This window comes from Mesorhizobium sp. M0217, from assembly GCF_040321955.1.
Taxonomy (GTDB): domain Bacteria; phylum Pseudomonadota; class Alphaproteobacteria; order Rhizobiales; family Rhizobiaceae; genus Mesorhizobium.
Map to the genome: position 1 here is coordinate 127,920 of NZ_JAMYSN010000007.1, position 22,142 is coordinate 150,061.

28 protein-coding genes are annotated in these 22,142 nt (G+C 63.1%); 18 read left to right on the forward strand and 10 right to left on the reverse strand.

Annotated elements, in window-relative coordinates; genetic code table 11:
• Positions 1-40: 40 nt before the first annotated feature.
• Positions 41-1,294, reverse strand: coding sequence for a DNA recombination protein RmuC (locus tag NKJ18_RS14355; protein WP_352758487.1), 1,254 nt, complete (start codon positions 1,292-1,294; stop codon positions 41-43).
• Between the two features lie 103 nt (positions 1,295-1,397).
• On the opposite strand from NKJ18_RS14355, the gene def reads away from it, so the two are divergent.
• The 6 genes from def (at position 1,398) to truA (ending at position 4,996) form a co-directional block, all read left to right on the forward strand.
• A complete protein-coding gene (gene def / locus NKJ18_RS14360; protein ID WP_023673213.1) occupies positions 1,398-1,928 on the forward strand; it encodes a peptide deformylase in 531 nt (176 codons plus the stop codon).
• A gap of 99 nt (positions 1,929-2,027) precedes the next feature.
• Positions 2,028-2,315: a plasmid stabilization protein gene (locus NKJ18_RS14365; RefSeq protein WP_352758489.1), complete on the forward strand. Its 288-nt coding sequence runs from the start codon at positions 2,028-2,030 to the stop codon at positions 2,313-2,315.
• Positions 2,312-2,737: a type II toxin-antitoxin system VapC family toxin gene (locus NKJ18_RS14370; RefSeq protein WP_023732763.1), complete on the forward strand. Its 426-nt coding sequence runs from the start codon at positions 2,312-2,314 to the stop codon at positions 2,735-2,737. Before NKJ18_RS14365 ends, NKJ18_RS14370 begins: the two co-directional genes overlap by 4 nt.
• A gap of 38 nt (positions 2,738-2,775) precedes the next feature.
• Positions 2,776-3,726, forward strand: a complete 951-nt coding sequence (gene fmt / locus NKJ18_RS14375) for a methionyl-tRNA formyltransferase (RefSeq protein WP_352745401.1) — start codon at positions 2,776-2,778, stop codon at positions 3,724-3,726.
• Complete coding sequence (locus tag NKJ18_RS14380) at positions 3,723-4,229, forward strand: GNAT family N-acetyltransferase (RefSeq protein ID WP_023673215.1); 507 nt, start codon at positions 3,723-3,725, stop codon at positions 4,227-4,229. Before fmt ends, NKJ18_RS14380 begins: the two co-directional genes overlap by 4 nt.
• Positions 4,230-4,240: 11 nt before the next feature.
• On the forward strand, positions 4,241-4,996 hold the full coding sequence (gene truA, locus NKJ18_RS14385; RefSeq protein WP_023681338.1) for a tRNA pseudouridine(38-40) synthase TruA: 756 nt from the start codon (positions 4,241-4,243) through the stop codon (positions 4,994-4,996).
• Here the strand turns inward: truA and NKJ18_RS14390 are convergent.
• Positions 4,993-5,598: a hypothetical protein gene (locus NKJ18_RS14390; RefSeq protein ID WP_023673217.1), complete on the reverse strand. Its 606-nt coding sequence runs from the start codon at positions 5,596-5,598 to the stop codon at positions 4,993-4,995. The two genes, truA and NKJ18_RS14390, sit on opposite strands and share 4 nt — an antisense overlap.
• Before the next feature lie 2 nt (positions 5,599-5,600).
• Entirely contained in the window at positions 5,601-6,791 is a 1,191-nt protein-coding gene (gene dapE, locus NKJ18_RS14395) for a succinyl-diaminopimelate desuccinylase (RefSeq protein WP_023673218.1), read from the reverse strand.
• A gap of 115 nt (positions 6,792-6,906) precedes the next feature.
• Here dapE and NKJ18_RS14400 point away from each other — a divergent pair, with 115 nt between their 5' ends.
• A complete protein-coding gene (locus tag NKJ18_RS14400) occupies positions 6,907-7,920 on the forward strand; it encodes a 2-dehydropantoate 2-reductase (protein ID WP_023703797.1) in 1,014 nt (337 codons plus the stop codon).
• A 66-nt stretch (positions 7,921-7,986) separates the two neighbouring features.
• Here NKJ18_RS14400 and NKJ18_RS14405 read toward each other — a convergent pair whose 3' ends face one another.
• The 3 genes from NKJ18_RS14405 to dapD are packed head-to-tail and all read right to left on the reverse strand — an operon-like array spanning position 7,987 to position 10,034.
• Positions 7,987-8,757 (reverse strand): hypothetical protein, encoded by a 771-nt coding sequence (locus NKJ18_RS14405; protein ID WP_023703796.1) that lies wholly within the window; start codon positions 8,755-8,757, stop codon positions 7,987-7,989.
• Positions 8,758-8,778: 21 nt separating this feature from the next.
• A complete protein-coding gene (locus tag NKJ18_RS14410) occupies positions 8,779-9,183 on the reverse strand; it encodes a DUF805 domain-containing protein (RefSeq protein WP_084013651.1) in 405 nt (134 codons plus the stop codon).
• Positions 9,180-10,034 (reverse strand): 2,3,4,5-tetrahydropyridine-2,6-dicarboxylate N-succinyltransferase, encoded by an 855-nt coding sequence (gene dapD / locus NKJ18_RS14415; protein WP_023673222.1) that lies wholly within the window; start codon positions 10,032-10,034, stop codon positions 9,180-9,182. Before dapD ends, NKJ18_RS14410 begins: the two co-directional genes overlap by 4 nt.
• Before the next feature lie 148 nt (positions 10,035-10,182).
• On the opposite strand from dapD, the gene NKJ18_RS14420 reads away from it, so the two are divergent.
• Positions 10,183-11,028, forward strand: a complete 846-nt coding sequence (locus tag NKJ18_RS14420; protein ID WP_023681343.1) for an LOG family protein — start codon at positions 10,183-10,185, stop codon at positions 11,026-11,028.
• An 80-nt stretch (positions 11,029-11,108) separates the two neighbouring features.
• Here NKJ18_RS14420 and NKJ18_RS14425 read toward each other — a convergent pair whose 3' ends face one another.
• Positions 11,109-11,828, reverse strand: a complete 720-nt coding sequence (locus tag NKJ18_RS14425; protein WP_023687469.1) for a pyrimidine 5'-nucleotidase — start codon at positions 11,826-11,828, stop codon at positions 11,109-11,111.
• A gap of 175 nt (positions 11,829-12,003) precedes the next feature.
• Between NKJ18_RS14425 and NKJ18_RS14430 the strand changes: the two genes are divergently transcribed.
• From NKJ18_RS14430 to NKJ18_RS14440, 3 genes are all read left to right on the forward strand, one after another.
• Complete coding sequence (locus NKJ18_RS14430) at positions 12,004-12,765, forward strand: GGDEF domain-containing protein (protein WP_023681345.1); 762 nt, start codon at positions 12,004-12,006, stop codon at positions 12,763-12,765.
• 178 nt (positions 12,766-12,943) lie between these two features.
• Entirely contained in the window at positions 12,944-13,114 is a 171-nt protein-coding gene (locus NKJ18_RS14435) for a hypothetical protein (RefSeq protein ID WP_023687468.1), read from the forward strand.
• Positions 13,111-14,550, forward strand: coding sequence for a GMC oxidoreductase (locus NKJ18_RS14440; RefSeq protein ID WP_352758490.1), 1,440 nt, complete (start codon positions 13,111-13,113; stop codon positions 14,548-14,550). The genes NKJ18_RS14435 and NKJ18_RS14440 overlap by 4 nt, the downstream gene beginning before the upstream one ends.
• A 196-nt stretch (positions 14,551-14,746) precedes the next feature.
• Here the strand turns inward: NKJ18_RS14440 and phhA are convergent, their stop codons facing one another.
• On the reverse strand, positions 14,747-15,583 hold the full coding sequence (gene phhA, locus NKJ18_RS14445; RefSeq protein WP_352758492.1) for a phenylalanine 4-monooxygenase: 837 nt from the start codon (positions 15,581-15,583) through the stop codon (positions 14,747-14,749).
• A 139-nt stretch (positions 15,584-15,722) separates the two neighbouring features.
• Between phhA and NKJ18_RS14450 the strand changes: the two genes are divergently transcribed.
• The 3 genes from NKJ18_RS14450 (at position 15,723) to NKJ18_RS14460 (ending at position 18,369) form a co-directional block, all read left to right on the forward strand.
• The gene (locus NKJ18_RS14450; protein ID WP_023687465.1) at positions 15,723-16,199 is read left to right on the forward strand and encodes an Lrp/AsnC family transcriptional regulator; all 477 of its coding nucleotides are present in this window, start codon (positions 15,723-15,725) and stop codon (positions 16,197-16,199) included.
• Between the two features lie 111 nt (positions 16,200-16,310).
• Entirely contained in the window at positions 16,311-17,858 is a 1,548-nt protein-coding gene (gene bchE, locus NKJ18_RS14455) for a magnesium-protoporphyrin IX monomethyl ester anaerobic oxidative cyclase (protein WP_352758493.1), read from the forward strand.
• A gap of 112 nt (positions 17,859-17,970) precedes the next feature.
• Positions 17,971-18,369 carry a RidA family protein gene (locus NKJ18_RS14460; protein WP_023687463.1) on the forward strand — a complete coding sequence of 133 codons (399 nt, stop codon included), beginning with the start codon at positions 17,971-17,973 and terminating at the stop codon, positions 18,367-18,369.
• A 42-nt stretch (positions 18,370-18,411) separates the two neighbouring features.
• Here NKJ18_RS14460 and argB read toward each other — a convergent pair whose 3' ends face one another.
• On the reverse strand, positions 18,412-19,305 hold the full coding sequence (gene argB / locus NKJ18_RS14465; protein ID WP_013528489.1) for an acetylglutamate kinase: 894 nt from the start codon (positions 19,303-19,305) through the stop codon (positions 18,412-18,414).
• Between the two features lie 77 nt (positions 19,306-19,382).
• Positions 19,383-19,613, reverse strand: a complete 231-nt coding sequence (locus NKJ18_RS14470) for an amidase family protein (RefSeq protein ID WP_023696030.1) — start codon at positions 19,611-19,613, stop codon at positions 19,383-19,385.
• A 56-nt stretch (positions 19,614-19,669) separates the two neighbouring features.
• Between NKJ18_RS14470 and NKJ18_RS14475 the strand changes: the two genes are divergently transcribed.
• The 4 genes from NKJ18_RS14475 (at position 19,670) to NKJ18_RS14490 (ending at position 22,063) form a co-directional block, all read left to right on the forward strand.
• Positions 19,670-19,906 (forward strand): hypothetical protein, encoded by a 237-nt coding sequence (locus tag NKJ18_RS14475; protein ID WP_023696029.1) that lies wholly within the window; start codon positions 19,670-19,672, stop codon positions 19,904-19,906.
• Positions 19,907-20,026: 120 nt separating this feature from the next.
• Complete coding sequence (locus NKJ18_RS14480) at positions 20,027-20,566, forward strand: sigma-70 family RNA polymerase sigma factor (RefSeq protein WP_084023687.1); 540 nt, start codon at positions 20,027-20,029, stop codon at positions 20,564-20,566.
• Positions 20,563-21,285 (forward strand): anti-sigma factor, encoded by a 723-nt coding sequence (locus NKJ18_RS14485; RefSeq protein WP_023736962.1) that lies wholly within the window; start codon positions 20,563-20,565, stop codon positions 21,283-21,285. The genes NKJ18_RS14480 and NKJ18_RS14485 overlap by 4 nt, the downstream gene beginning before the upstream one ends.
• Positions 21,286-21,505: 220 nt before the next feature.
• On the forward strand, positions 21,506-22,063 hold the full coding sequence (locus NKJ18_RS14490) for a fasciclin domain-containing protein (RefSeq protein ID WP_023752344.1): 558 nt from the start codon (positions 21,506-21,508) through the stop codon (positions 22,061-22,063).
• The last annotated feature ends 79 nt before the right edge of the window (positions 22,064-22,142 follow it).

Genomic DNA, 22,142 nt, shown 5'->3' on the forward strand with positions numbered 1-22,142 from the left:
TTTAAAGCGCGTCGTATGAATCCGTTCAGCGCGACGCGCTTTAATCGTCGCCTTCGACGACACGTAGCCTGAGCTGCCCCGTCTTGGAATCCGCCACCCGCACCCCGGCTTCGGCCTTGGCGGGTCCGCCACCGCGCACTTCGGCTTCGCTTTCGCCAAACTCCAGCGCTTCGATCTTTTGGCCGCGCTTGGTCACCTTCGACGTCGACACCAGTATCTCGTCGATATCCTTGGCCGACTGGCCAAAATGCGTCTGCAACCGGCGCACGCGTTCGTCGACGCGCGCGACGTCTTCCATCAGCCGGATCACCTCGCCCTGGATCAGATGAGCCTGTTCGCGCATGCGGGCGTCCTTGAGGATGGCCTGGATGACCTGGATCGACAGCATCAAAAGCGACGGCGAGACGATGATGACACGCGCCCGGTGCGCCTTCTGGACCACGGCGTCGAAATTCTCGTGGATTTCGGCGAACACCGATTCCGACGGCACGAACATGAAGGCGGTGTCCTGCGTCTCGCCCTGGATCAGGTATTTTACCGAGATATCGCGGACGTGAATTTCGATGTCGCGGCGGAAAGCCTGGGCCGCGATCTTCTGTTGTTCGGCGCCATCGGCGGCGCGGATGGCGTTCCAGGCTTCCAGCGGAAACTTGGCGTCGATGGCAAGCTGCGGCGCACCGTTCGGCATCCTGACCAGGCAGTCGGGACGGCTGCCGTTTGACAGCGTTGCCTGGAACTCGTAGGCGCCCATCGGAAGGCCGTCGGCGACGATCGCCTCCATGCGCGACTGGCCGAAGGCGCCGCGCGTCTGCTTGTTGGACAGGATCGCCTGCAATTGCACGACCTGGCCGGCCAGCGACTGAATGTTGCCTTGCGCGGTGTCGATGACCGCCAGCCGTTCCTGCAGTTTGGCGAGGCTCTCATGCGTCGATTTGGTCTGTTCGGTCATGGTTTGACCGAGCCTGCCGGTCATGGCGTCGAGGCGCTGGCCGATCGACTGGTTGAGTTCGGCCTGCCTTGCGCCGAACACGTCGGCGATGGCGCCCATGCGGCCCTGCATCTCGGCCTGGCTTTGCAAAATGCCGGCCATCCGCGCCTCGGCGTCGCGGGCGTGGTCGGCGGCTTCCGCCGCGGCGATGGTGCGCGCCTTGGCCGATCGCCACAGCGCCACGACAAGCGCCAGGAACAGGCCGAGAAACACCAGCGCGCCGAGGGCCAGTGCATGGCCGAGCGTGATCGTCGTGGCGCCAAGCCGGGCAACGGGTTCGGAAAGGATGGTGCTCAGGTCGTTCATCCCGCCAGCATAGCCGATTCGCAGACCTGGCACAGATCAAAACGTGAACGAGACCGATTCGCACCGGTTGACGCTTCTCCTGCGACGTTTTAGGTGAGGCGCCATGTCGATCAAGCCGCTCATCATCCTTCCCGATCCCATCCTGCGCCAGGTTTCCAAACCAGTCGAACGCGTCGACGCGCCTTTGCGCAAACTGGCCGACGACATGCTGGCGACGATGTATGATGCGCCGGGCATCGGCTTGGCCGCAATCCAGATCGGCGAGCCGCTGCGCATGCTGGTCATCGACCTCGCCAAGGAAGACGAGCCGCCGGCGCCGCATGTCTTCATCAATCCCGAAATCCTCGAAAGCGCCGACGCCCGCTCGGTCTACGAGGAAGGCTGCCTGTCGATCCCGGACTATTACGCCGAGGTCGAGCGTCCCGCCTCGGTGCGCGTGAAATATCTCGACCGCGACGGCAAGCTGCAGGAGATCGAGGCCGAAGGCCTGATGGCGACTTGCCTGCAGCACGAGATCGACCATCTCAACGGTGTGCTGTTCATCGACCACATCTCGAAGCTGAAGCGCGACATGGTGGTCAAGAAGTTCAAGAAGCTCGCCAAGGACAAGGCGCCGGGCAAGCTGGTGGGATAGGCCCTGCTTTCGGCGACTCGCACAAAATCCCGTCTCGACCCGCCCCTATTGAGAGACGCTTCCTTGCGTGATATCATTGATATCAGACTGGAGACTCAGATGGGCGATATGTTGATCAGAGATATTCCCGAGCCGTTGAAGCGTGAAATCGAGCATGCGGCACGCAAGGGCGGCCAAAGCCTCTCGATCAAGGCGATCGATTTATTGCGAAAAGGCATGGTTGCGGAAAAAGAAGACAAGGCCGAGCCTGGACTCACGGCTTGGGATGCGATTCGCGCTGCCTTCGCCTCGGAAAATGCAATCAGCGACGAATTTGCGCAGATGATGGATGAGATCGAAGCGGAACGGAAACGCGACTTTGGCCGCACCATTGAGAATTTCGAGTGATAATCCTCGATACCAATGTCGTCTCGGAAGCGAGCCGGCCCGCGCCCGATCCAAACGTCGCTAAGTGGTTTCGCAGACAGGACCTGCTCGACCTCTATCTCTGCGGTCCTGTTGTCATGGAGCAGTCCTTTGGAGCCGAAAGGTTTCTCAACAAGACCGGCTCGGACCGCCACGTCCGTGCACTTGACCACCTGGTTTCGAAGCAGTTTTCGGGACGTGTCGTCGAATTTGCCGGTCCCATTCCCCGTCTGGCGGGCAAGCTCCGGGCAATGCGGGAAACTATCGGCCGGCCGATCAGCCTTTCCGATGCCATGATCGCTGCCATCTGCCTGTCGCACGACGCTATGCTGGCGACGCGCAATATTAAGGACTTCGAAGAGCTTGACCTCAAGATCGTAAACCCGTTTGAAGCAGACGCTTGAGCGGACTGCCGCGCGCAGAACAGGATACTGGACGAAAAATGCCGCTTCGCGTCATCTTCATGGGCACGCCGGAGTTTTCGGTGCCGGTGCTGCGCGCGATTGCCGAGGCCGGGCACGAGATAGCAGCCGTCTACACCCAGCCGCCGCGCGCCGCGGGCCGCCGCGGGCTGGAGCTGACACCGTCCCCGGTGCAGCGCGAGGCTGAGCGGCTGGGCATCGAAGTGCGCACGCCGCTGTCGCTGAAGGGCGAGGCCGAGCAAGCTGCTTTCCAGGCGTTGCGTGCCGATGTCGCGGTCGTCGTCGCGTATGGTTTGCTGTTGCCGAAGGCTATTCTGGAGGCTCCGCGCCTCGGCTGCCTTAACGGCCACGCCTCGCTTTTGCCGCGTTGGCGTGGTGCAGCTCCCATCCAGCGCGCCATTATGGCCGGCGACGTCGAGACCGGCATGATGGTGATGCGCATGGAAGAGGGCCTGGACACCGGTCCGGTGGCACTGGTTGAAAAATGCGCCATAGAGCCCGATATGACGGCCGGCGATCTGCACGACCGCTTGATGAATATTGCTGCCACGCTGATGGTGGAAGCGCTGTCCCGATTGGAGACAAATACCCTGGCATCGACTTTGCAGGCGGCTGACGGGGTGACCTACGCCAGGAAAATCGATAAGTCGGAGACACGTGTGGACTGGACGCGCCCGGCTGCGGAGGTCCACAATCACATTCGCGGCCTGTCGCCATTCCCCGGCGCCTGGTGCGAGGCCGACATCGGCGGCCGCACGGAACGGCTGAAACTGCTTCGCTCGACGCTTTTGGAAGGCACGCTTTCTGAAAGCATGGGCGAGTCGGGAGGAATTCTCGATGACCGGCTGACGGTCGCCTGCGGGTCGGGCGCGGTCAGGCTGGTCGAAGTTCAACGGGCGGGCGGAAAGCCCGCTGCCGCGCAGGAGTTTCTGCGCGGGGCCAAGATCGAAAAAGGAATGAAGTTCTCATGAGCATGATGTCGATACGCGGCGCGACGCCGCGGGACCGCGAGGCCATACGCCTGGTCGAGGAACACGCATTCGGCCAGCAGGCGGAGGCCGGGCTGGTCGACGCTCTGGTCACCGGCGGCGACGCCGTTGTCGAACTGGTGGCGGAAGAAGACGGCCAGGTGGTCGGCCACATCCTGTTTTCCAGGCTGTTCGTCCAGAACGGCGGCAAGCAGTTTGCAGCCGTGGCGCTGGCGCCGTTGGCGGTGGAACCTTCGTTCCACGGCTCGGGCATTGGCGGTGCGCTGATCCGCGAGGCGCATATCCGCCTCAGGGATGGCGGCGAGACGCTCGCCGTTGTGTTGGGCGATCCGGCCTATTACGGCCGCTTCGGCTACAGCCATGCGCGCGCCGAAAAGTTCGAGAGCGAATATCAGGGCGAAGCGCTGCAGGCGCTGGCCTGGGGTGACGCACCCGAAAAAGGCAAACTGGTCTACGCCCAGGCCTTTACCGCACTCGCCGCCTGAACGAAGGGTGTATGCCGCGTTTTCGTCTCGATATCGAATATGACGGCAGCCTCTTCGCCGGCTGGCAACACCAGGCGGATCAGCCTTCGGTGCAGCAGGCGATAGAGCAGGCGATCGAGAAATTTTGCGGTGAGGCGGTGCGGATACGCGCCGCCGGCCGCACCGACGCCGGCGTGCATGCGACCGCCCAGGTGGCGCATGTCGACCTCGCCAAGGCATGGCCAAACGACAAGGTGCGCGACGCCGTCAACGCGCACCTGCAGGCGGCAGGCGCGCGCATCGCCATCCTGCAGGCCACGGTTGTCCCCAATGAGTTCGACGCCCGTTTCTCGGCCACCGGACGGCACTATCTCTACCGCATCCTCAACCGGCGCGCGCCTGCAGCGATGGAAAAGGGCAAGGTCTGGTGGGTGCCGAAGCGGCTCGATGCGGACGCCATGCACGAAGCGGCGAAAGTCCTGCTCGGCCGACATGACTTTACCACCTTCCGCTCGACGCAATGCCAGGCCAATAGTCCGGTGCGGACGCTGGAGCGGCTCGATGTAAGCCGCCAGGGCGACCTGATCGAAGTCAGGGCCTCGGCGCGCTCTTTCCTGCACAACCAGGTGCGCTCCATGGTCGGTTCGCTGAAACGCGTCGGCGACGGCGGCTGGACCGCCGCCGACCTCAAGGCCGCGCTCGCTGCACAAGACCGCGCCGCCTGCGGCCAGGTGGCGCCGCCCGACGGGCTTTTTCTCGTCGGTGTAGACTATCCGGAAAAGTTCTAGGCCGGAGCGGCGGTCGGCACAGTGATGCCGAGCAGCGCCACCAGGCCGAACAACACGGCCAGAGACACCACCAACATGCCTGCGAACACGGCGCTGCCGACAGCCGCGCCCTTGCCGATCGCGGCGTTGGTCATCCGCCAGGAGAGTACCAGCGAAAGCACCACCAGAACCAGCCACACCAATTCGGCAACCGGGTTGCCAGACGGCAGGAAAAGCCTGATCAGCGCTGAAGGCAGCAGCATCCAGGCAGTGATCGCCGACGCCCAGTTGCTGGCGACGACATAGTGGACGAAGCGGTCGCCGATGCCGGCGCGCGATGCGACCAGGGCAAGCACAACCAGGGGCAGCAGCCACGAGCCGAGGTCGACGGTCGCCAGGCGAATCAACATGCCCAGCCGGCCGGCGAACGCATTGGGATCGCCGATCTCGTTGGCCGTGCCGACCCAGCCGACGATCATCGCCGGCGCGGCGACGACGATGGCGAAGAAGGAATTCCAGAAGCCGTCCGCCGAAAGGTCGAGCAGCCGCAAGCCGTCGGCCTTTCCGAGCATCAGCCGCCAGGCGCCGTTAAGCGATGAAGAGGTCTCGTCAACCGAAAGCATGATCAGCCCTGCTCGAACCAGTCATCGATGAAGCGCTGGTAGATTTGGGTCAGCGTCTCGAGGTCGGCCAGTGCGACGCGCTCGTCGACCATGTGCATGGTCTTGCCGACGAGGCCGAACTCGACCACCGGGCAATAGTCCTTGATGAAACGCGCATCCGAGGTTCCGCCCGAGGTGGACAGCGCCGGCTCCTTGCCGACTGTCGCCTTGATCGACCCGCGCAGCGTCTCGATCAGCTTGTCGTCGCGCGTCAGGAAGACATGGCTCGGCCGGTCGCGCCAGATCAGCTCGTAGTCGACCGGCGTCTTGCCGGTCCGGTATTTCTTGCGCTTCGCCGCCTGGTCGAGGCGGTTATGGATCTCGGCCTGCACCGTCTCGGCAGTCCATGTGTCGTTGAAGCGGATGTTGAAGGTGGCTGTCGCCTTGGCCGGAATAACATTGGTCGCCGGGTTGCCGACATCGATCGAGGTCACTTCCAGATTGGTCGGCTGAAAATCCTTCGTGCCCTTGTCGAAGACGGGCGACAGCAAGGCGTCGACCAGGCTGATCAGGCCGCGCACCGGATTGTCGGCGAGCAATGGATAGGCGACATGGCCCTGGCGGCCGTTGACCGTGACACTGCCCGACATCGAGCCACGCCGGCCGATCTTGATCATGTCGCCGAGCGTGTCCGGATTGGTCGGCTCGCCAACGATCGCGGCGTCCCATCTCTCGCCCCTGGCCGCCGCCCAGTCGAGCAGTTTTGTCGTCCCGTTGATCGCCGGCCCCTCCTCGTCGCCGGTAATCAGCAGCGAGACCGAGCCTTTCGGACCACCCTTTTTCTCGACATGGCGCGCCACGGCGGCGATGAAACAGGCGATGCCGCCCTTCATGTCGACGGCGCCGCGGCCATACATCTCGCCCTTGGCGATCTCGGCGGCGAAGGGCGGATGCGTCCACGACGCCTCGTCGCCCGCCGGCACCACGTCGGTATGGCCGGCAAACATCAGATGCGGCCCATTGCCGGAGCGACGCGCGTAGAGGTTCTCGATGTCGGGGGTGCCGTCTTCGGAAAACACCGGGCGTTCGACGGAAAAGCCGAGCGGCTTCAGCATGCCTTCCAGGGCAGCCAGCGCGCCGCCCTCGGCGGGCGTTACGGAGGCGCAGCGTATGAGGGTCGCGAGGTTGGCGGCGGGATCGGTCGGCAGTTTCATGGGCAAAGCGATAGTCGAAAGCGAAAGGCCTGTCACGGCCAGAGATGATGACCGGTCCTGCCGCCGACATTATGGTTTTCCTGTCGTATAGTGCAGGCCAACACGAGATAATCGCATGGCCAACGCCGAAAAGACCATCGTCATTGCCGGCGCCGGCAGCATAGGCTGCTATGTCGGCGGCTGCCTGGCGCTGGCCGGACGCAAGGTGGTGTTTTTGGCGCGGCCAAGCATCGCGACGGTCTTGCTGGACGGCGGCCTGCGCATCACCGATCTCGATAATCGCGACCGATCCATCCGGCCGGAGTCCGTCACCACCGATCCCGCCGCTGCCCTGGCCAGTGCCGACGTGGTGCTGGTGACGGTCAAGAACGGCGCTACCGAGGAGATGGCGTCGCTTGTTGCCGGACATGCGCGCGGCGAAGTCGTGGTGGTCAGCCTCCAGAACGGCGTCGGCAATGCCGACCGGTTACGCGCCGGGCTCGGTGGACGGACTGTGCTCGCCGGCATGGTGCCGTTCAATGTCGTCCAGTCGGCCATAGGCAATTTGCCGCTTCACGTGCATCGCGCCAGCAACGGCAAGGTCATGATCGAAGATGGCGTGACCGGCCTTGCCGGCCTTCTCGATGTCGAAGGGCTTGGCGTGGAAACCCATCCCGACATGAAAGCCGTTCAGTGGGGCAAGCTGCTGATCAACCTCAACAACGCGCTTGTCGCCTTGTCCGGCCTGCCGCTGGCGAGCGAACTTGCCGACCGCCGCTGGCGGCGGATCCTGGCCGGTCAGATCGACGAGGCCTTGGCGGCGATGAAGGCGTTACATATCGCGCCGGCGCGGATCGGCGGCTTGCGTCCCGGCCTGCTGCCGAAGCTGCTCCGGCTGCCGGACTGGCTGTTCCGGCTGGTCGCCCGCCGCATGCTCGCCATCGACCCGCAGGCGCGCTCGTCGATGTGGGACGACCTCCAGCGCGGTCGGCCGACCGAGATCGGTGACCTGCAGGGGGCCGTCCTGAGCCTCGCCGAAAAGGCCGGCACGCCGGCGCCTCTGCTGAAGCGGGTCACCGCGCTGGTGCGGCAGGCCGAGCGGGAAACGCGCGGCTCACCCGGGCTGACGCCGGAAGCCGTCACTGGATAGTCTACTTGCCGCGAGCCTCGGGCCTTGGCCCGCATAGCCCGAAAACAGGCGCGTGGGCCCGCCGCGTCACAGCTTTGGTGCGCGCCTCGGAGCCGGCGCTTTGCTCGCCGGGCCTGGCGCCGGCACGGGCTGCGCCGCCGGGTGGTTCTCGATCAGCGTGATCTTCTGCCAGATCTTGCGCGACAGGTTGGACGCCAGGTTCTCGACGTCGTTGACGCCGTCGATGACCACATCGTCATTGACGGACTGCGCAAACAGCGCCGCGATCTTGCCGGTGATCGACAGCATTTCCGAGCAATAGTCGAGGTAGCGCGCCAGGTCGGCGGCATTGGTGATGCGAGCCGGCGAATGCGCGGTCGGCCTGAAATTGGCGGACAATGCTGCCGGATCCTTGGTCAGCTGGTGCATGTCGATGACATGGATCAGCGATCTCAACCCATGCAGCTGGCGAAACACCCGCTTGCGCTTGATGCGCTCCTCGGTGCGGATCAGCGCCAGCAGGCCGAGCACGGCAAGGATCATCATGTTGATCGTGGCTTCGATGCCTTGCACCGACTGCACCGCATCGTCGGCCTGCGAGATATGGATGAGCGGCAGGATGGTGCCGACGAATAGGAAGGTCAGCGCGCCGGCGGCAACAGCGGCGACGATGGCGCCGCGCAGCCACCAGATCGGCGCTTCCAGCGCCTGCGCCGCCTTGGCCAGGTCGCGCGACAGCGACACCAGTTCGGCGGCGACGCCGCGCAGGCCGGCATCGGGAAAACGCTCGGCGACGCGCTCTTCCAGCCGCTCGGCGGTGTCGATGATCAGTTTCGGATCAAGCGTGCGGTAGCGCATGGCGAGATATCCGGTCGGCGCTCATGGTTCAGCCGGCGCGTTGCTGCGTTTGCCGTAGCGGTTCGGACCGGGGTCACCCCGGAAACACGCTAGAACGATGAGAAGAATGGGGCCGATGACAAGAGAGATCAACGCGTAATAAGTCGGCTTGCCGAAATCATGAAACCGCTTTGCGGTTACCGCAAAGCTCGACCATGTCGAGATGAGCAAAACGACCCAGAACACAAGTGCCCAGTTCTGGCTGGTTGCGGTGCCGGGTTCCAGTCTCGACAACTGGTAGAGCGGGAAAAACTGTGCAAGCACCAGCAGCAGCCCGGCGAGCACGTAGGCACTTGGGCTGACGCGCCCTGAGAGGCTGAAGAAAAGCCAGGGAAGTGGTGGTGTGTTGGGCAATCTGGAGCGCTCTGGTTGCTCGGACAGGATCAATCACGCAGCAGTTCGTTGATCGAGGTTTTCGACCGGGTCTTGGCATCGACGCGCTTGACGATGACGGCGCAGTAGAGGCCAGGGCCCGGCTCGTTGTTCGGAAAGGCCTTGCCCGGCATCGAGCCGGCGACGACGACCGAATTCGGCGGCACCTCGCCATAAAACACTTCGCCGGTGGCGCGGTCGACGATCTTGGTCGACTGGCCGATGAACACACCCATTCCGAGCACCGAGCCTTCGCGCACGATGCAGCCCTCGACCACTTCGGAGCGCGCGCCGATGAAGCAATTGTCCTCGATGATGGTCGGGCCGGCCTGCATCGGCTCCAGCACCCCGCCGATGCCTACGCCGCCCGAGAGGTGCACATTCTTGCCGATCTGGGCGCAGGAGCCGACCGAGGCCCAGGTGTCGACCATGGTGCCGCTATCGACATAGGCGCCGACATTAACGAAGGACGGCATCAGCACCGCGCCCGGCGCGACATAGGCCGAGCGGCGCACGATCGAAGACGGCACGGCGCGGAAGCCTGCCTTCTCGAAATCGACCGCGCTCCAGCCATCGAACTTCGACGCCACCTTGTCCCACCAGACCGCCTGGCCGGGGCCGCCCTTGATGATCTCCATCGGATAGAGCCGGAACGAGAGCAGCACCGCCTTCTTCAGCCATTGGTTGACATGCCATTTGCCATCGGCCTGGCGCTCGGCAACGCGCACGGTGCCACGGTCGAGCAGGTCGAGTGAGGACTGGATGGCGTCGCGCGTTTCGCCCCGGGTCGCGGTCGAAATCGTGTCGCGCTCCTCGAAGGCCTTCTCGATCGTCTTTTCGAGGCTGGCCAGATCAGGCTTCGACATGAATTCGCTCCGTTACCACGCTGTTAAGGCCGTCGGCCTTAACCTTGTTTTGAAAGTCGCGCGGACCCTATGTTAAGGCGTATTGGGGGTCAATCGCGCGTGCGCCATGGGACGGCGCAAGTGAACTGTTGGGACGGGTAGAAAGCATATGACTCCTATGGAAAAGGCGGGATGGACGCCGCTGCCGCATTCGGACGAGGATCTGGAGCGCTCGAAAAGCGTTCCCGACACGCCGCAGACGCGCGCCGAAACCTACCGGCTGGCCTGGAACGATCCCGACTTCATGACGCGCCGGGAATTGCGCGCTGTGCGCTTGCAGCTTGAGCTCTTGAAGCCCGAAATGATCCTGGCCGAGCGCGGCATCCGCTCGACGGTCATCCTGTTCGGCGGCGCGCGTATTCCCGAGCCCGGCGGCGAGGCCTGGGCCGCCAAGAACGAGACGCAGAAGAAAAACCTCGAGGAAAACAGCAAATATTACGAGGAGGCGCGCAAATTCGCCCGCCTCTGCTCACAGCAATCGGCCACGTCCTACTACCGCGAATTCGTCGTCGTCACCGGCGGCGGTCCAGGCGTCATGGAGGCGGGAAATCGCGGCGCCGACGATGTCGGCGCGCCGTCGATCGGCCTCAACATCGTCCTGCCGCACGAGCAGGCGCCGAACGCCTATGTGACCCCGGAGCTGTGCTTCAACTTCCACTATTTCGCCATCCGCAAGATGCATTTCGTCATGCGCGCCAAGGCCGTCGCGGTGTTTCCGGGCGGCTTCGGCACCATGGACGAATTCTTCGAGACGCTGACGCTGATCCAGACCGGCCGCATGGAGCGCGTGCCGGTGATCCTGTTCGGCAAGGCGTTCTGGCAGCGCGCGATCGACCTCGATTTCCTGGCCGAACAAGGCACCATCACGCCCGGCGACCAGGATATCATCGACTTTGTCGACACCGCCGACGAGGCCTGGGGGATCATCAGCCGCTTCTACAAGTTGGGGGAGTAGGGGAACCGGGAATTGAAGAACTGAAGAATTGAGGAAAAGGAGGTCCGGATCGGTCTCCCTTTCACCAGTTCTTCAATTCTTCAGCTCCTCAATTCCTCTACCCCCTCCACTATCCCCGTCAGAAACGTCGCGAGATCGTCGGTGACGAAATCGACGTCGTCCTCATTGGCCGGATCGCGTTCCCAGATCTCGGCAAAGGTCGGCTCGAAATTGCGCGGCACCACCAGCACCGTGGTCATGCCCAGTGATTTCGGCACCTCCAGGTTGCGGGCGAGATCCTCGAACATCACCGCATTGTGTCCGGTGACGGCGTGCAGTTCGGCAAACTTCTCATAGGTCTGCCGCGACGGCTTCGGCGTCAGCCCGGCGGCGACGATATCGAAAATGTCGTCGAAATGGTCGAGTATGCCGAGCTGGCGCGCGGTGCGCTCGGCGTGCCTGCGGTCGCCATTGGTGAAGATGAACTTGCGGCCGGGCAGCTGGCGGATGGCGGTGCCCAGCACCGGATCCGGCACCAGCCACGAATAGTCGATGTCGTGCACCTTTTCGAGAAAATCGTCGGGGTCGATGCCGTGGCGCGTCATCAGCCCGTTCAGCGTCGTGCCATATTCGAGATAGAGTTCCTTCTGCAGCTTGCGCGCTTCCTCGCGCGGCAGCGTGAGCAGTTCTCCGACATAGGCCGTCATCTTGACGTCGATCTGCGAAAACAGATTCGAATGGTGCGGATAAAGCGTGTTGTCGAGGTCGAACACCCAGTCGGTGACATGGGCGAAGCGGGCGGGATCGGGCAGCGTGGTCATGGCGTCCTTATGGCATGAAATATCTGCCGTTCGAACCCCTTTCTGATGTAGAGCTATCCACAACCTATGTGCATCTAGAGTTGTAAAAAATGGGCTCACCATTCAAATTTTAGCCATCACGGAAAGGTGGCCTTCAGGGCTTGCTGGCACAGAGACGGTTCAGTGGGAGCCAGCGATGAGTCGCATAGTCTTAAAGTCCGCCGCGGTCGCATTCGGCTCGGTAGCCATCTCGCTTTTGCTGACGCTGATCATCGTTCCCGCCATGGGTTTTCCGGTCGACCGCACTGTCTGGCTGACATCGACGGTGTGCCCGCTGGCGCTCGCCTGGATCGCCTGCGCCAGCACCTTCTGGCAGAGCGACCGACTGAAAAACGCGCATCGCGATCTCGCCCGCGCGCATGCCCAGCTCGCCGCCGCGCATCGGCGCCTGTCGGCGAAGGCGAGCCGCGACGACATGACCGGCATGCTCAACCGCGAGAGCTTCTTTGCCGCGTTGGACGGCTCGCGGCGCAAATCCGATCGCGGCGCGCTGCTGATCATCGACGCCGATCATTTCAAGGCGATCAACGACAGTTTCGGCCATCTGACCGGCGATGACGCACTGGTGTTGATCGCCAGCGCCATCGAGCGCGGCGTCCGCAGCGGCGACGTGCTCGGCCGCATTGGCGGTGAGGAGTTCGGCGCCTTCCTGGTCGGCGCTACGGAAGCCGAAGCCCGGCGCGTGGCCGAGCGCATCCGCCGTGAAGTCGAGCTGGTCCGCTTTCGTCCGGTCGACGAGCGCACGGTGCCGCTGACCGTCTCGATCGGCGGCATCACCTGTGCGCAAGATGCCGATGTCTCGGACCTGATGCGCGCCGCCGACCGCCGGCTCTACGAGGCCAAGCACCGCGGCCGCAATTTGTCGATCCTAGACCGGGATATTTCCGAAGCTGCCTGAGGTGTTGGTGGTGGGGCTGTTAACGGATCGCCAACATTGTTTCCACGCAACTGCGCCGTTTACCGGGTTGTAACTCGTTTATAGGCAAGGCTTGGCACGGGAATGGCATGTCTGGCCGGTACGTGTGCCGTTCAGGGAACGCCATGCGTGGATCGAAGCCCCCATCCAGAGACGTGTCATGAGTTTCTTCATCAGGAAAATATCGCGCCGCACCATCGTGCAGGCGCTGATTGCGATGCCGGCGCTACAGCTTTTTCGCAAGCAGCCTGACAGCGACCGCCCCCCGTCCGATCCCGACGAGATCGTCGTGGTCAATGGCTGGATCCTGAAGCGGAGCGACCTGGCATGATCTTCGACAGCTATGAGGCGTTTCGAGCCTCGGATTTCAAGCCCAAGGTCTGCATTCTCGGCTCCGGGCCGGCCGGCACCACCATTGCCAGAAAGCTCGGCGCCGCCGGCATTCCGGTCGTGGTGCTGGAGGCCGGCGCACGCGAATTCAGCGACGAGTCGCAGGATTTCTACCGCGGCTCCACGGTCGGCGATCAATATTTCGATCTCGACATCACCCGGCTGCGCTTCATGGGCGGGTCGTCGAACCACTGGGCCGGCTGGTGCCGCGTGCTCGACAAGCAGGACTTTGAGCCCAAGGCATGGGCGCCGGACACCGGCTGGCCAATCGCCCGGACCGACATCGAGCCCTATCTGTCCGAGCTGCACGACATACTCGAGCTTCCCGACTTCAAGCCCGATGTGCCGATTTCAGACGACATACGCTGGGTGCAGCTGATCAAGAGCCCGGCCGTGCACTTTGGCGAGAAATTCTCCGACGAGCTCGACAAGAGCAAGAACATAGCGCTCGTGCTCAACACCTATGCCACCGAACTTGCCGGGGACGGCAAACGAGTGACCGGCGCCAGGCTGTGGTCGAACGGCAAGGATGCCGGCGCCTTCAGCGCCGATTATTTCATCGTCTGCGCCGGCGGGCTGGAGAATTCGCGGCTGCTTCTATGGTCGAACCAGCGCTCGAATGGCGGCGTGGTGCCGAACGCCACGGCACTTGGCCGCTACTGGATGGAGCACCCGACCTTCGAGGGCGGCAATGCCATCCTGGCCGATTACAGGGAGTTCGAGGTTGATGCCGTCAACGAGGCGTTCTTCTCGCCGACGCTCGCCGCCATGGAGCGGCTGCAGATCATGAATTTCGGCATACGCCTGATCGAGACGCCCTATGCCGGCGTCAAGAGCCTGATTGCCGACCTCGCCTGCACCGCGCCCGAGGCCGCCGAATGGGTCGCCTACCAGCTCAGCCAGAACCTGCGCTGCGCCGCCCAGCTCTACGTCGCCTGGGAACAGGCGCCGCTGGCCTCGAACCATATCGAATTGTCGAAGACCGATGTCGACCGTGCCGGCGTGCCGCGCATCGAGCTGCACTGGAAGAAGTCGCCGTTGGAGCGCCGCACCATCCTCGAGGGGCTCAAGTTGTTCGGAACGACGCTGATCGAGAAGGACCTCGGCCGCGTCCGCATCATGGACTGGCTGACCAATGGCGAGGACTACCCGACGGATGAGGAACTGGCCGGCCACCACCACATGGGCGGCACGCGCATGGGCACCGATGTCGTCAAGAGCGTGGTCGACGCCAACTGCAAGGTGCACGGCATGGATAATCTCTATGTCGGTGGTTCCTCGGTATTCTGCACCTCTGGCGAATGCAATCCAACGACGACGATCACAGCGCTTGCCTGCCGGCTAGGCGACCATCTGACCAAAGTAATCACGGTGTGACGAAGTCATCCACGGTGTGACGAAGTCATTACCGTCTGATTGTCAAAAAAGCGAACGGCGCGACAGGATTGCTGCCGGCGCTACCCATGCCTTGGTGTCGAAACCCTCGGAAATCAGCGCCAACGAGATCTCCGTCCTCCTTTGTGGGGAGGGATTAAGGGTGGGGGTAGGTGCCGCGCAAACCCTTCAGGATTTGCTAAACCGTCGCTGGATCCAGCGCCGGCTGCCCCTTGCGGCGGGCGACGATCGCCTTGAAATCGGCGGTCCGGAACGCATCGCGCAACACGTCGAAGGACGGCAGCACGAAATAGGCGCGCTGGAACTTGTCGATCTCGTAGCCGGTGCGCATCACCGTTTCGAGGTCGAAGGGCACGTGGTGCGCGTCCGGGCTCGCGACGGCGAACTGCAATTCGGTGAACGACGACATCAGCCCGGCGCCGAAAGCTTTCAGCTTCTGGCCCTCCTCCTGTATCAGCCCGTATTCGGCGGTGTACCAGTAGAGACGGGTGATCATCTCGTCACCGCCCAGCGCAATCACGCTCTCGGCCTTTTCGCCATACATCTGCATGAAGTCGGCAAACACCGGCTGCGTCAGGATGGGCACATGGCCGAAGAAGTCGTGGAACATGTCGGGTTCGACGATGTAGTCGAGCTCGTCCTTGGTGCGCAGCCAGTTGGTCACCGGAAAGCGCCGGTTGGCGAGATGGTCGAAGAAGGGCGCGGCCGGGATGAGCCCAGGCACGGCGACGATTTCCCAGCCGGTCAGCTTGCGCAGCTTGTCTGAGACCGCGCCGAAATCCGGGATCTTGTCGAGCAGGCCGAGTGCGGCGATCCCATCGAGATAGGAATGGTGCGCCAGCTTCTGCGTCAGCTTGGTCTGCCGGTCGCACAACGTGCGCCACACCGCCTGTTCGTCGGCGCTGTAGTTGTAGCCCTGCGCCACGGTGAAGTCGGAACGGCACACTGAATAGTCGCCACGCAGGCCTTGCGCCGCGCAATCACGGGCATATTCGGCAACACTCATCGTCGTCATGGTTCTTCTCCCCTGATCGTGACACTTGAATCTGTCCGCAGAGTCTAGCGGCGGCCGGCGAGGCAATTCAGCTTTGATGATGGCTTGGGTCCATGATTTGAGGTAAAAATCACCAAGCAGAAGCTGAAAGAGAGTGAAAATGCCTCAGTTCGACGATTTCGAGATCAAGATGCTGGATGTTCTTCAGCGCGATGGACGCAAGCCCGTGTCCGAACTGGCGCAGGAGATCGGCCTGTCGACGACGCCTTGCGCCCGCCGCTTCGAGGCGCTGCAGGAGGCCGGCATCATCAAGGGCTTTGCCGCCGTGCTCAACCGCCGCGCCGTCGGCCTGATGGTCGAGGTGTTCATCCAGGTGCGCCTCACCAGCCACAGCGACGGTTCGCCCGAAACCTTCATCGCCGCCGTGCAACGCATGGACGAAGTGTCGTCATGCTGGACGATGACCGGCGACCACGATTTCCTGCTGCACGTCATGGTGCCGTCGGTCGACGAACTCAACGCCTTCGTCATGCACCGCCTGATGCGCCTTGCCGGCGTGCGCGACGTTCACACCCAGCTGGTGCTGCAGAACATCAAGGGCCCGGGCCACGTGCCGCTCGCCCACCTCAGGCGGTAGGACACGCATCGCCATTTCTGCGGAAAAGCTGCACGCAAACTGCTGAACGGAGCCCAAATGCGAAACTGAAACGCCGGCTAAGCCATGCGGACCGTCGCTCAAAGGTCCGTCATGAACATCGTGCTGATCAATCCGCCCCACACCGCCATCGGCAGCCGCGTGCCCGATGACCATCTGCCACCGCTCGGCCTGCTGGCACTGGGCGGCCCGCTTATCGACGCCGGCCATAAAGTCCGGCGGGTCGATGCCGAATTCGGGCCGATGCCGTTGGAAACTCTGGTGCGCGATGCGCTCAGCGGCCAGCCCGATTGCATCCTGATCGGCCACTCCGGCTCGACCTCGGCGCATCCCACCGCGCTCGCGATCGCCCGCATGGTCAAGGCGCTCGAGCCGGCGACGCTGGTGATCTATGGCGGCGTGTTCCCGACCTATCACTGGCGCGACATATTGGCGGCGAGCGATGTCTTCGACTTCATCGTGCGCGGCGAGGGCGAGGCAACCATCCTTGCCCTGGTCGTGGCACTGGACAATCGCCGGCCGCTGGGCGATGTCGCGGGTATCGCCTATCGCGACGATCTCGGCCGCCCCTTCGCGACGCGGCCGGCCGGGACCACTGCCAATCTGGACGAGTACCGCGTCAGCTGGGAGCTGATCGATCACCGCCGCTACAGCTATTGGGGCGGCAAGCGCGCCGTGGTCATGCAGTTTTCGCGGGGCTGCCCGCATCTGTGCAACTATTGCGGCCAGCGCGGTTTCTGGACCCGCTGGCGGCACCGCGACCCCAAAAAATTTGCGCAGGAGATTGCCTGGCTGCACCGCCAGCACGGCGTCGAACTGATCAACCTCGCCGACGAAAACCCGACCGTATCGAAGAAGGTTTGGCGCGCCTTTCTCGATGCGCTGATCGCCGAGAACGTGCCGGTGCTGATCGTCGGCTCGACCCGGGCCGACGACATCGTGCGCGATGCCGACATCCTGCACCTCTATCGCAAGGCCGGCGTCATCCGCTGGCTGCTCGGCATGGAAAACACCGACCAGCAGACGCTTCAACTGATCCGCAAGGGCGGCAGCACCTCATCCGACCGCGAGGCGATCCGGCTGCTCCGCCAGCATGGCATACTGTCCATGGCGACCTGGGTGGCGGGGTTCGAGGATGAGACCTTTCGCGATCTGTGGCGCGGCTTTCGCCAGCTGCTTGCCTACGACCCCGACCAGATCCAGGCGCTCTATGTCACGCCGCACCGCTGGACGCCGTTCTTCCGCATCGCCAAGGACCGCAAGGTGATCCAGACGGATGCCCGGCTGTGGGACTACAAGCACCAGGTGCTGCAGATGACCCGGCTGAAACCGTGGATGCTGTTCTTCTCGGTCAAGCTGATCGAGGTCGCGGTGCAGTCGCGGCCGAAGGCGCTGGCGCGCATTCTCTTCCACCCCGATCCCGAACAGCGCCATTCGATGCGCTGGTACACCCAAATGGGCCGCCGCGTGTGGTTCCGCGAGGTCTGGGGTTTCCTGGCCCGCGACCGCCGCCTCAAGGATGGTCCGACGCTGGCTGAGTTCTGGGGCGCGCCGCAGGATGCCGATGAGGAATCCATGGTCGTCATGCGCCCGCCGCTCAAGCCGGCCGAAGCGGCTGTCGCGATCTCGGCCGGCACCTGACCGGCTCGCTGCCATTCATAGATACGTACCGTATGCGTATTGACATACGCGGCGTATGTACCCACCTCATGCATACGGGACGTATGTGAGTGCCCCGGACAATGGAGTGAAAATGACCAAACGTGACGCGATCTTTCCTGCCGGCAGGCAGGCTCTCTACGAGATCAATCGCTATTCTGCTGCAATCCGATCGGGCGATCTTTTGTTTGTCTCGGGCCAGGTCGGCAGCCGCGAGGACGGGTCGCCCGAACCTGTCTTCGAAAAGCAGGTCCAGCTTGCCTTCGACAATCTCGCGGCAGTGCTGAAAGCAGCGGGCGCCACGTTCGACGATATAGTCGACGTGACCACCTTCCACACCGATCCGGCAACGCAATGGCCCGTGATCGATGCCGTTCGGCTGAAGGTGTTCGGTGAACCGCCCTACACCAATTGGACGGCGGTCGGCGTCAACTGGTTAGCCGGCTTCGACTTCGAGATAAAGGTCATCGCGCGCCTGCCCCAGCCTGCCTAAGGGCTGGCCAGCCGACCAACTGGCCGCCAAGCCAGTTGCCGATCAGGGCACGATTAGCGTGCCGGCGCCGTGTTCGGTGAACAGTTCCAGAAGCACCGCATGCGGCGTCTTGCCGTTGAGGATGACGACGCCTTCGACGCCGCGCTCGATCGCCTCGATGCAGGTCTCGACTTTGGGGATCATGCCGCCCGACACCGTGCCGTCCTTGATCAGCGCCTTGGCTTCGGCCACCGTCAGCTCGTCGATCAGCTTCTTGTTCTTGTCGAGCACGCCGGGCACGTCGGTCAGGAACAAAAGGCGCGTCGCCTGGCAGGCGCCGGCGATGGCGCCGGCGAAGGTGTCGGCATTGATGTTGTAGGTATGGCCATCGCGGCCGGGCGCCACCGGCGCCAGCACCGGGATCATTTCGGAGCGCGCCAGCAGGTCGAGCAGGGTGCGGTCGACTTCGACCGGTTCGCCGACGAAACCGAGATCGAGCACACGCTCGATGTTGGAATCCGGGTCGATCATGGTCTTGCGCGCCTTTTCGGCGAACACCATGTTGCCGTCCTTGCCGCACAGGCCGATCGCCCATTCGCCCTCGGCGTTGATCAGCGCGACGATCTCCTTGTTGATCGAACCGGCCAGCACCATCTCGACGATTTCGACCGTCTTCTGATCCGTGACGCGCAGTCCGCCTTCGAACTTGGATTCGATGCCCATCTTGGCCAGCATGGCGCCGATCTGCGGCCCGCCGCCATGGACGACGATCGGGTTGACGCCGGACTGCTTCAGCAGCGCGATGTCACGGGCGAAAGCCTTGCCGAGCTCGATATCGCCCATGGCATGACCGCCATATTTCACCACCACCGTCTTGTGCTCGTAGCGCTGCATATAGGGCAGGGCCCGCGAGAGCAGGGCGGCCTGCATTTCGGCGGTGGCGGTGATCTCCGTCATCGGCATGGTTCCTTGGATGTGGGTAAGGACGGCGGCGTCTTAGCGGGAATTGGCCCAGGCCGCAAACAGCTTTGCTATCACGATGATGAAATCTGCCGGATCAGGCCGGCACCTTGAGCGGCGCCCGCCGCGTCAGCCACCCGGAAACCTTCTCCATCTGCGCAGCAAGCGACAAAAGCGTCCTGCTCGTCGCCGGGGCGGCCGACGGCCTGGATGCCGAGCGGCAGGCCGGCATCGGTGACATGGACCGGCAGCGCGATCGACGGCTGGCCGCTGACATTCTGGATCGCCGGCCAGTGGTGAACCACAGGCTCTTGTCCATCAATTGCCCAAACAAGGATCTGATCTCCAAGAGACGGGTCAAATGCAATTTGTCGAGCAGGTTTTCGATGAGCTCGTCGGCCCCCTTCGGGTCCATGGCGCCTCAGGCAAGCGGCGGATGCGCAATGATCGGGTTGCCTCGGCGCGCGCGATCGCAGCATCGACAAGGTCTGGCGGCGAGATCTCGCCTCTGTGCAACAGCTCTGCCAAGCCGGTCGCATCGTTCTCCCACAGCATCCGTTCGGCCGACATTGCTGTTCCCCTATCTGCGGGAGGCTAACGACAGCCGATTTCCTTGGCAACCGACCGGCGATTACTGGCGATCGGGCGCGGACATCGATTGCGTGGACAACAAGATTTCTGCCTTTGCAAATAAATCGTGATCGCTTAGCTTGTCCGTATGACGCCGCAGGATATCTCCACCCTGATTGTCCGGACCTCGACGAAGGATCGGACTGCGTTCGATCTGCTTTACCGGCAAACCAGTGCGAAACTTTTCGGCGTGTGCCTTCGTGTATTGAAGGATCGCGGAGATGCGGAAGAAGCGCTGCAAGAGGTCTTCGTCAAAGTGTGGACGAAGGCGGACCGTTTCGCTGTTTCCGATCTAAGCCCAATCTCCTGGCTGGTGGCCATAGCACGCAATCATGCGATTGATCGCATCCGGTCGCGACGCAAGCCCGCTGCCGATATCGATGCCGCGCTCGACGTGGCTGACCCCGGTCCGGGGCCAGAGGCTATGGTTGTTGCGGGCGGTGAATCCGAGCGCATCTATCAGTGCCTTGAAGAGTTGGAACAAGACCGGGCGCAAGCCGTTCGGGGTGCTTATTTGAACGGCGAAAGTTACGCCGAGCTCGCGGAACGTCACAAGGTTCCGCTCAACACGATGCGGACATGGCTGCGCCGCAGCCTGTTGAAACTTAGAGAATGTCTGGAAAGATGACCCTGGCAGAAGAAAATGGACCGGAACGTGGAGGCGACGACCTGCTCGCAGCCGAATACGTTCTCGGCGTGCTGCCGGCGGATGAGCGCCAGATAGCCTCCGGACGCATCGACGCGGAGACCGGCTTTGCCCGTCTCGTCGATTCCTGGGAAGTAAACCTCTCGCCGATGGCTGCCGCTTATGCTGAGGTAGAGCCGCCGGCCACCATCAAGCCGGCTATCGATCGCCGGCTGTTCTCCTCCACCGCGGCGTCGACGACGGCCCCGAGCGGCAGCCTGTGGTCCAGCCTTAGCTTCTGGCGCGGCCTCACCGCAGCGGCTCTCGCGGCCCTGGTGCTCTATGTCGCCGTGCCTTACGTCAGGTCGCCGGTCGTCGTGCCGCAGGAGCGCCTCGTCGCCTCGCTGGCTGCCGAAGGCAGCGATGTCAAATACCTTGTCGTCTACGACGCTTCCCGCCGCGATGTCGGCCTGTCGCTGGTTTCGGGCGAACGCGCCGCCGGCAAGGACTTCGAACTGTGGATGATCGAAGGCAAGAATGCGCCGGTCTCGATGGGCGTCATCCCCGCCGGCCAGGTCGCCCATATCCCGGTTACCCCGGCCGTGCAGCAGAAGCTGGCGCAAGGCGCCGTGCTTGCTGTCAGCGTCGAGCCGACGGGCGGTTCGACGACGGGACAGCCGACCGGACCGGTCGTTGCCGCGGGCGACCTGAAGGGCATCTGATAGATCGTAAAACCATGACGTGACAATGAAGACAGCGGAAGTACATCTTCCGCTGTTTTCGTTTTGGATACGCTGCTGGAGATTAGAGGTTCGATCTGGGAGATTAATTCGCCGACAAAATAAAGGAAATTTTTCCCGGCGCGCGGAAACTCAGGCAGTTCTATTTCGTATCTCCTCTGTTCCGAAAGAGGAAACAATAACCCCGAGGAGTTCGAACACTATGCGTAGAATCGCCACCCTTTTGCTCGCCGGTACCATTGCCGTCTCCGCCCTCGCCACAATCGCCTATGCCGAGAATCCGATGGTTGGCGGCGCCGCCATGTACGCCAACAAGAACATCGTCGAGAACGCCGTCAATTCGAAGGATCACACGACACTGGTCGCCGCCGTCAAGGCTGCCGGCCTGATCGAGACGCTGCAGGGCGCCGGCCCGTTCACCGTCTTCGCGCCGACCAATGAGGCCTTCGCCGCGCTTCCGGCTGGCACGGTCGAGTCGCTGCTCAAGCCCGAGAACAAGGACAAGCTCACCAAGATCCTGACCTGCCATGTCATCGGCGCCAAGGCGATGGGCGCCGATGTCGCCTCGATGGCCAAGGCCGATGGCGGCACCCACAAGGTCAAGACGGTCGGCGGCTGCGAGCTGTCGCTCAAGGCCGATGGCGGCAAGGTCACCGTAGCCGACGAGAACGGCAATGTCGCCAATGTCACGATCGCCGATGTCGAGCAGTCGAACGGCGTCATCCACGTCATCGACAAGGTCCTGCTGCCGAAGATGTAACAAAGCCCCTGCCGCCGACGAACAGGCGGTAAGCTCCTGCAGATTGCGCGGCCCCGCCCCCGTGGGCCGAGCAAACGAC

Bases quoted from the DNA above. Each gene is read 5' to 3' on its own strand.
- NKJ18_RS14355 (WP_352758487.1), bottom strand. From the start codon at position 1,294: ATGAACGACCTGAGCACCATCCTTTCCGAACCCGTTGCCCGGCTTGGC.
- def (WP_023673213.1), top strand. From the start codon at position 1,398: ATGTCGATCAAGCCGCTCATCATCCTTCCCGATCCCATCCTGCGCCAG.
- NKJ18_RS14365 (WP_352758489.1), top strand. From the start codon at position 2,028: ATGGGCGATATGTTGATCAGAGATATTCCCGAGCCGTTGAAGCGTGAA.
- fmt (WP_352745401.1), top strand. From the start codon at position 2,776: ATGCCGCTTCGCGTCATCTTCATGGGCACGCCGGAGTTTTCGGTGCCG.
- NKJ18_RS14380 (WP_023673215.1), top strand. From the start codon at position 3,723: ATGAGCATGATGTCGATACGCGGCGCGACGCCGCGGGACCGCGAGGCC.
- truA (WP_023681338.1), top strand. From the start codon at position 4,241: ATGCCGCGTTTTCGTCTCGATATCGAATATGACGGCAGCCTCTTCGCC.
- NKJ18_RS14390 (WP_023673217.1), bottom strand. From the start codon at position 5,598: ATGCTTTCGGTTGACGAGACCTCTTCATCGCTTAACGGCGCCTGGCGG.
- dapE (WP_023673218.1), bottom strand. From the start codon at position 6,791: ATGAAACTGCCGACCGATCCCGCCGCCAACCTCGCGACCCTCATACGC.
- NKJ18_RS14400 (WP_023703797.1), top strand. From the start codon at position 6,907: ATGGCCAACGCCGAAAAGACCATCGTCATTGCCGGCGCCGGCAGCATA.
- NKJ18_RS14405 (WP_023703796.1), bottom strand. From the start codon at position 8,757: ATGCGCTACCGCACGCTTGATCCGAAACTGATCATCGACACCGCCGAG.
- dapD (WP_023673222.1), bottom strand. From the start codon at position 10,034: ATGTCGAAGCCTGATCTGGCCAGCCTCGAAAAGACGATCGAGAAGGCC.
- NKJ18_RS14420 (WP_023681343.1), top strand. From the start codon at position 10,183: ATGACTCCTATGGAAAAGGCGGGATGGACGCCGCTGCCGCATTCGGAC.
- NKJ18_RS14425 (WP_023687469.1), bottom strand. From the start codon at position 11,828: ATGACCACGCTGCCCGATCCCGCCCGCTTCGCCCATGTCACCGACTGG.
- NKJ18_RS14430 (WP_023681345.1), top strand. From the start codon at position 12,004: ATGAGTCGCATAGTCTTAAAGTCCGCCGCGGTCGCATTCGGCTCGGTA.
- NKJ18_RS14435 (WP_023687468.1), top strand. From the start codon at position 12,944: ATGAGTTTCTTCATCAGGAAAATATCGCGCCGCACCATCGTGCAGGCG.
- NKJ18_RS14440 (WP_352758490.1), top strand. From the start codon at position 13,111: ATGATCTTCGACAGCTATGAGGCGTTTCGAGCCTCGGATTTCAAGCCC.
- phhA (WP_352758492.1), bottom strand. From the start codon at position 15,583: ATGACGACGATGAGTGTTGCCGAATATGCCCGTGATTGCGCGGCGCAA.
- NKJ18_RS14450 (WP_023687465.1), top strand. From the start codon at position 15,723: ATGCCTCAGTTCGACGATTTCGAGATCAAGATGCTGGATGTTCTTCAG.
- bchE (WP_352758493.1), top strand. From the start codon at position 16,311: ATGAACATCGTGCTGATCAATCCGCCCCACACCGCCATCGGCAGCCGC.
- NKJ18_RS14460 (WP_023687463.1), top strand. From the start codon at position 17,971: ATGACCAAACGTGACGCGATCTTTCCTGCCGGCAGGCAGGCTCTCTAC.
- argB (WP_013528489.1), bottom strand. From the start codon at position 19,305: ATGACGGAGATCACCGCCACCGCCGAAATGCAGGCCGCCCTGCTCTCG.
- NKJ18_RS14475 (WP_023696029.1), top strand. From the start codon at position 19,670: ATGCAATTTGTCGAGCAGGTTTTCGATGAGCTCGTCGGCCCCCTTCGG.
- NKJ18_RS14480 (WP_084023687.1), top strand. From the start codon at position 20,027: ATGACGCCGCAGGATATCTCCACCCTGATTGTCCGGACCTCGACGAAG.
- NKJ18_RS14485 (WP_023736962.1), top strand. From the start codon at position 20,563: ATGACCCTGGCAGAAGAAAATGGACCGGAACGTGGAGGCGACGACCTG.
- NKJ18_RS14490 (WP_023752344.1), top strand. From the start codon at position 21,506: ATGCGTAGAATCGCCACCCTTTTGCTCGCCGGTACCATTGCCGTCTCC.